Source organism: Streptomyces sp. SID1328, assembly GCF_009865595.1.
Taxonomy (GTDB): Bacteria; Actinomycetota; Actinomycetes; order Streptomycetales; family Streptomycetaceae; genus Streptomyces; species Streptomyces griseoluteus.
In genome coordinates this window covers 1-4,837 of sequence record NZ_WWKH01000009.1, presented here as the reverse complement: position 1 = coordinate 4,837, position 4,837 = coordinate 1, and the positions used below count along the sequence as shown (strand labels likewise).

5 protein-coding genes and 1 pseudogene are annotated in these 4,837 nt (G+C 69.3%); 3 read left to right on the top strand and 3 right to left on the bottom strand.

Going from position 1 to position 4,837, the window contains the following annotated elements:
- Positions 1-177 precede the first annotated feature (177 nt).
- The gene (locus GT030_RS00375) at positions 178-978 is read right to left on the bottom strand and encodes an SDR family oxidoreductase (protein WP_161199270.1); all 801 of its coding nucleotides are present in this window, start codon (positions 976-978) and stop codon (positions 178-180) included.
- 441 nt (positions 979-1,419) lie between these two features.
- On the opposite strand from GT030_RS00375, the gene GT030_RS00370 reads away from it, so the two are divergent.
- Together GT030_RS00370 and GT030_RS00365 are read left to right on the top strand one after the other, a co-directional pair.
- On the top strand, positions 1,420-2,010 hold the full coding sequence (locus GT030_RS00370; protein ID WP_346009524.1) for an ISAs1 family transposase: 591 nt from the start codon (positions 1,420-1,422) through the stop codon (positions 2,008-2,010).
- Positions 2,011-2,056: 46 nt separating this feature from the next.
- On the top strand, positions 2,057-2,281 hold the full coding sequence (locus GT030_RS00365; protein WP_161199269.1) for a hypothetical protein: 225 nt from the start codon (positions 2,057-2,059) through the stop codon (positions 2,279-2,281).
- Between the two features lie 179 nt (positions 2,282-2,460).
- Here the strand turns inward: GT030_RS00365 and GT030_RS00360 are convergent, their stop codons facing one another.
- Both GT030_RS00360 and GT030_RS00355 read right to left on the bottom strand, forming a co-directional pair.
- Complete coding sequence (locus GT030_RS00360) at positions 2,461-3,501, bottom strand: LLM class flavin-dependent oxidoreductase (RefSeq protein WP_161199268.1); 1,041 nt, start codon at positions 3,499-3,501, stop codon at positions 2,461-2,463.
- Positions 3,502-3,656: 155 nt separating this feature from the next.
- Positions 3,657-3,788, bottom strand: a pseudogene (locus GT030_RS00355) (IS5/IS1182 family transposase); the annotation flags it as partial.
- A gap of 134 nt (positions 3,789-3,922) precedes the next feature.
- Here GT030_RS00355 and GT030_RS00350 point away from each other — a divergent pair.
- A complete protein-coding gene (locus tag GT030_RS00350) occupies positions 3,923-4,717 on the top strand; it encodes an SDR family oxidoreductase (protein ID WP_161199267.1) in 795 nt (264 codons plus the stop codon).
- The last annotated feature ends 120 nt before the right edge of the window (positions 4,718-4,837 follow it).

Genomic DNA, 4,837 nt, shown 5'->3' with positions numbered 1-4,837 from the left:
CCGGTGCCCTGGGCGTTGACGGCCGTGAGCTGGTTGTGGTGGGCGTTCGCGGTGGACGTCATGGGTGAGCCTGTGGAGCGTGACTCCGAGTCCGCTCTCGGCGACGTCAGCGTTGCGCCACCTGACCAGTGACGCTCAGGCCGGCAAGCCCTGACGAACGGGGACGGGTCTCTCCGGTCACGGACGGCGCCAGGCGCCGTCGGGCAGGTGGCTGCCGGCTTGCGGGCCCATCCGCAGCATGCCCCCGTCGACCACCCACGAGGCGCCCGTGACATAGGAGGCGTCGGGCCCCGCCAGGAACGCGATGACAGCCGCGACCTCGCGGGCGTCCCCGGGCCGTCCCAGTGGTATGCCGGGGCGCCGCTCGGCGTCGACGTCGGCGTCCTCCTGGCCCGTCATCGGCGTGGCGATCTCCCCAGGGGCGACGGCATTGACGGTGATCCCATGTTCGGCCAACTCGAGCGCCATGACTTGGGTGAGCAGCCCGAGGCCGCCCTTGGCCGCGCAATACGGTGCCGCGCCCACGCGCGGCTGGTGTTCGTGGACGCTCGTGACGTTGACGATCCGGCCGCCGTCACCCTGAGCGATCATGCGGCGGGCGGCACGCTGGGAGCACAGGAAAGGCCCCACGAGGTCGACGTCCAGAACTTGGCGCACCGTGCCGAGGTCCAGTTCGAGAAACGGCGTCATGGTGCCGGTTCCCGCATTGTTGACCAGCACGTCGATCCTGCCGAGCCGTACGGCCAGCCGGTCGACGACATCGGCGCCCTCCGGCAGGCGGGTGAGGTCCAACTGTTCGACCTCGGCGCGGCGTCCGGCCTTGCGAACCTCGTCCGCCGTCCGTTGTGCGCCTTCGCGGTCGTGGTACCAGGTCACGCCGATGTCCAGGCCGGCTTCGGCCAGCCGGACCGCGGTGGCCCGGCCGATTCCCGAGTCGGACCCCGTGACCAGGGCGACGGGCGTGGTGTGCGACTTCATGCCGGCTCCAAGTCGAATGAGTGCTTCGAGACGACCGTTCCCGCGAGGGGCCGAAGGCCGCTCCCTACACCGGGTTCGGCCTCCCGTGGTGGCCATTGCTCCGAAGGGCCGGGACCGGCCGGTGGACGGCGGCTCCTTCGTCACTCGTCGGTGCCGACGAGTTCCCCGGCGAGCCGTCCTGAAGCACCGGCGAGCGGCGGCGGTCGTGTGTGCTGCGATGTGGCGGCGCAGGCGTCACACATCGGCTCTCGCGTCGGAGACGCCACTGCGCAGGGCGTGTTCCCTGAGCGAAGAGTGGCTGGCCGAAACGGTGCATCGTCGACTCCGGCCCTGGGGCCTACCGCTCCCTCGCCGACGAGGGCCACCTCGACGTCGGCGACAAGACGAACGAGATCACCCGCTTCCAGCCCCTCCTGGACACTGTCGCCGACCTGGGCCTGCGTGGTGATCACCAGCGACGCCATGCACACCCAGCGCGAGCACGCCGACTACCTCCTGGGGCGCGGGGCCCACTGCATCGTGATCGCCAAGGGCAACCAGAAACTTCTCCGTAAGCAGCTCAAGGCCCTTCCGTGGAAGGAGATCCCGCTCCAAGGCCGCACCCGCAGCACCGGCCACGGGCGATTGGAGATCCGACGGATCAAGGCGGCCACCGTGAGTAACCTGCACTTCCCCGGAGCCCGGCAGGCTATCCAGATCAAGCGCCGCCGCACCCACCGCAAAACCGGCACCACGACGATGAAGACCGTCTACGCCGTCACCAGCCTGGCCGTCGAACACACCACACCCACCCACCTCGCACAGCTCATACGTGGCCACTGGCAGGTCGAGGCCCTGCACCATGTCAGGGACACCACCTTCACCGAGGACGCCTCGCAACTGCGCACTGGCAACGCGCCCCGGGCCATGGCCACCTGCCGCAACCTCGCCATAGGAGCCCTGAGGCTGGCCGGGGTAAACAACATCGCCACCGCCCTGCGCCACAACGCCCGCAACCCCGAGCGCCCGCTCGGACTGCTCGGACTCACCTGAGTAGGAATCGCCTCGCCGCGCTCCCCCGACCCGTGCATACCTGGAAGTGGTCCGCGATGGGGCCGGGCGCTGGGACACGCGATCGATCGACCTGGAACTCGGAAGGCGTGGCGCCCACATCGAGACCGGCATCCTCATCGACCTGCGCCATCTCGCAGATCAGCACCTGATTCAGGAAGATGACACCGAGCCGCGCGGGACCGGCCCCCGATGGCGCCTGACCGATCTCGGCGCGGCGTGGCTCGATCGCGCGGCATCACCCGGAAGCTAGCCGCTCCCAGGCACCCCAGCTGGCCGCAGTTCGGAGTTGACTCTGGGTGGCGGTCATGAGCCCAGCCGAAGTTCCGTTCGACGACCCAGCACCGGGTGATGCTGGCGGGCGACATGCCGGTCGGGGTGGACGGCAGGCCGTCCGAGACGCTGACGGGTACGGCACCCGGCCGCTGGTGATCAGCCGCCGGGGTGCCCGCCGTCAGGGCGCCCCAGCGCGGGGCCGAGCTTCGTCGCGATGTCGGTGAGGATCTGTACGTAGTCCTCGTGCCGGAAGGTGAACGGCAGCGCGAACGCCACCTCGTCCACCTCGCGGAACCCCGCGTGCGCGTGTAGCCGCTCGGCGATCTCCTCGCTGGTGCCTACCAGATCCGGCGCGAACAGCAGCCGCGCCGGACCCTGTGGTGAGGACGTGCGGGGCAGCCGGGCGGCGGCGAACTCGGCGTATCGCGCCCGCTGTCCCGCCGTCGCGGAGTCGGTCGGGATCACCACCAGACCCTGGGAGACCCGGGCCGCCGCCCCCTCGGGGTGCCGCGCGCGGAACTCCCGGATCTGGGCCGCCTGGATCGCCGCGAAGTCCAGCGGGGCGTCAGGGCCCTCGGCCTTGACCACACTGCTGGTGAGCAGGTTCATGCCCTGCTCACCGGCCCAGCGTGCCGAGGCGAGGCTGCCGCCGCCGTACCACATGCGTCGGGCGAGGCCGGGAGAGTGCGGCTGGACGACGTCGGAGTACTCCTCGAAGCCCTCGGCGCCCTTGAAGTTGGTGGCCGGCTCACCCTCGATGAAGTCGAGGAGCCGCCGCACTCGCCCGTAACCGAAGTCTTCCGCCTCGACGGAGGCCGGATAGAGAGCCTCCTTGACCTGGTCGTAGTGGATCGGCGGTCCCGCGCTGACCCCTGGATTGAGACGCCCACCGGAGAGCACGTCCACCGTGGCCAGGTCCTCGGCGAGGCGCAGCGGGTTCTCCCAGCCCAGCGGGATCACCGCCGTCCCCAGCTCGATGCGCCGGGTGCGCTGCGAGGCGGCCGCCAGCACGGCGACGGGCGACGAGATGCCGTACTGGAGGTGCCGGTGCCGCACCCAGGCGCTGTCGAAGCCCAGCCGCTCGCCCAGCTCGATGATCTCCAGCGTGTCGGCGTGACCCCGGGCGGGCTCCGCCGGATCGAATAGCCCGATCGTCAGAAACCCCAGCTTGCGCAGCGGACGCGACATGGACGTCACGACCTCCTCCACCACTCGGACGGCACTCGAAGCGCTCCTGCCGCACTCGGCCGGGAACAAGCCCGATTCTCGCAGCCGAATGTGACAACCGTGTGATCGGGCAGCCACTCGTTAAGGACTGCGACCAGCACGGTCGCCTCGTGGCGGACCGCGAGCTTGTCATACCTCGTGGCTACAGCCCGGTGGCGCTTGAGGCCGTTGATCCCGCACTCGACCGCGTGCCGCTGCTTGTAGTCGTCCCTGTCGAACTGGGGCGGCCGTCCGCCGCGCGATCCGCGCTTGAGGCGGTTGCGGACGCGGCCCGTCGGGACCCTGATCCGCTTGCTTGGAGTGCGCTCCAAGGCCATAGCGTTGAGACAGCTGAACCGAAGACCTGACGCGTCGACACATCATCCCGCACGACCAACGAGTAAGGCGGCAAGTGGCAGACAACCAATTCACACCGCACGCAGAACTTTTCGATCTGCAGGGAAAGCGCGCGCTCGTCACCGGTGGCACCAGAGGCATCGGGATGATGATCGCGCGTGGCCTTCTCCAGGCGGGCGCCCGCGTGGTCATCAGCTCCCGCAACGCAGAAGCGTGCGCTCAGGCGCAGGAACAGCTGTCCAGATTCGGCGAGGTGCGGGCCATCCCCGGCGACCTGTCCCGCCACGACGAGTGTCGGCGACTGTCCGACCTCGTCACCGCCGACTCGGAGCGTCTCGACATCCTCGTCAACAACGCGGGCGCCATGTGGGACGAGCCGCTGGCGACGTTCCCAGACGCCGCCTGGGACACGGTCGTCGACCTCAACCTGAAGTCGCCGTTCTGGCTGGTCCAGGCACTGCTGCCCGCACTTCGCAGGGCCGGCACCGCCGACGATCCCGCGCGGATCATCAACATCGGCAGCATCGCCGCCATCCATATCCCCCAGCGGCCCAACTACTCGTACTCCAGCAGCAAGGCCGCACTGCATCAACTCACCAGAGTGCTCGCCAAGGAACTAGGACCGCAGCACGTCACCGTGAACGCAGTGGCGCCGGGACCGTTCCCGTCGGCGATGATGGCTGCAACCCTCGATGAGTTCGGTGAGGCGATCGCGGCGTCGGCCCCACTACGCCGGATCGGCCGCGACGACGACATGGCAGGTGTCGCCGTGTTCCTCGCCAGCCGGGCAGGCGCATACCTGACGGGCGCCGTGATCCCCGTCGACGGCGGCATCGCCACAACCGCGTAGGCCGCCCAGGTGTATTGATCACGAGCGTCGTTGACACTGGTGGGTCGTGAACATGGCGAAGACCTCTTGGTGTCCCACCGGAATGCCCGGCTGACCGTTCACGGCAGGCGACTGCTCGTC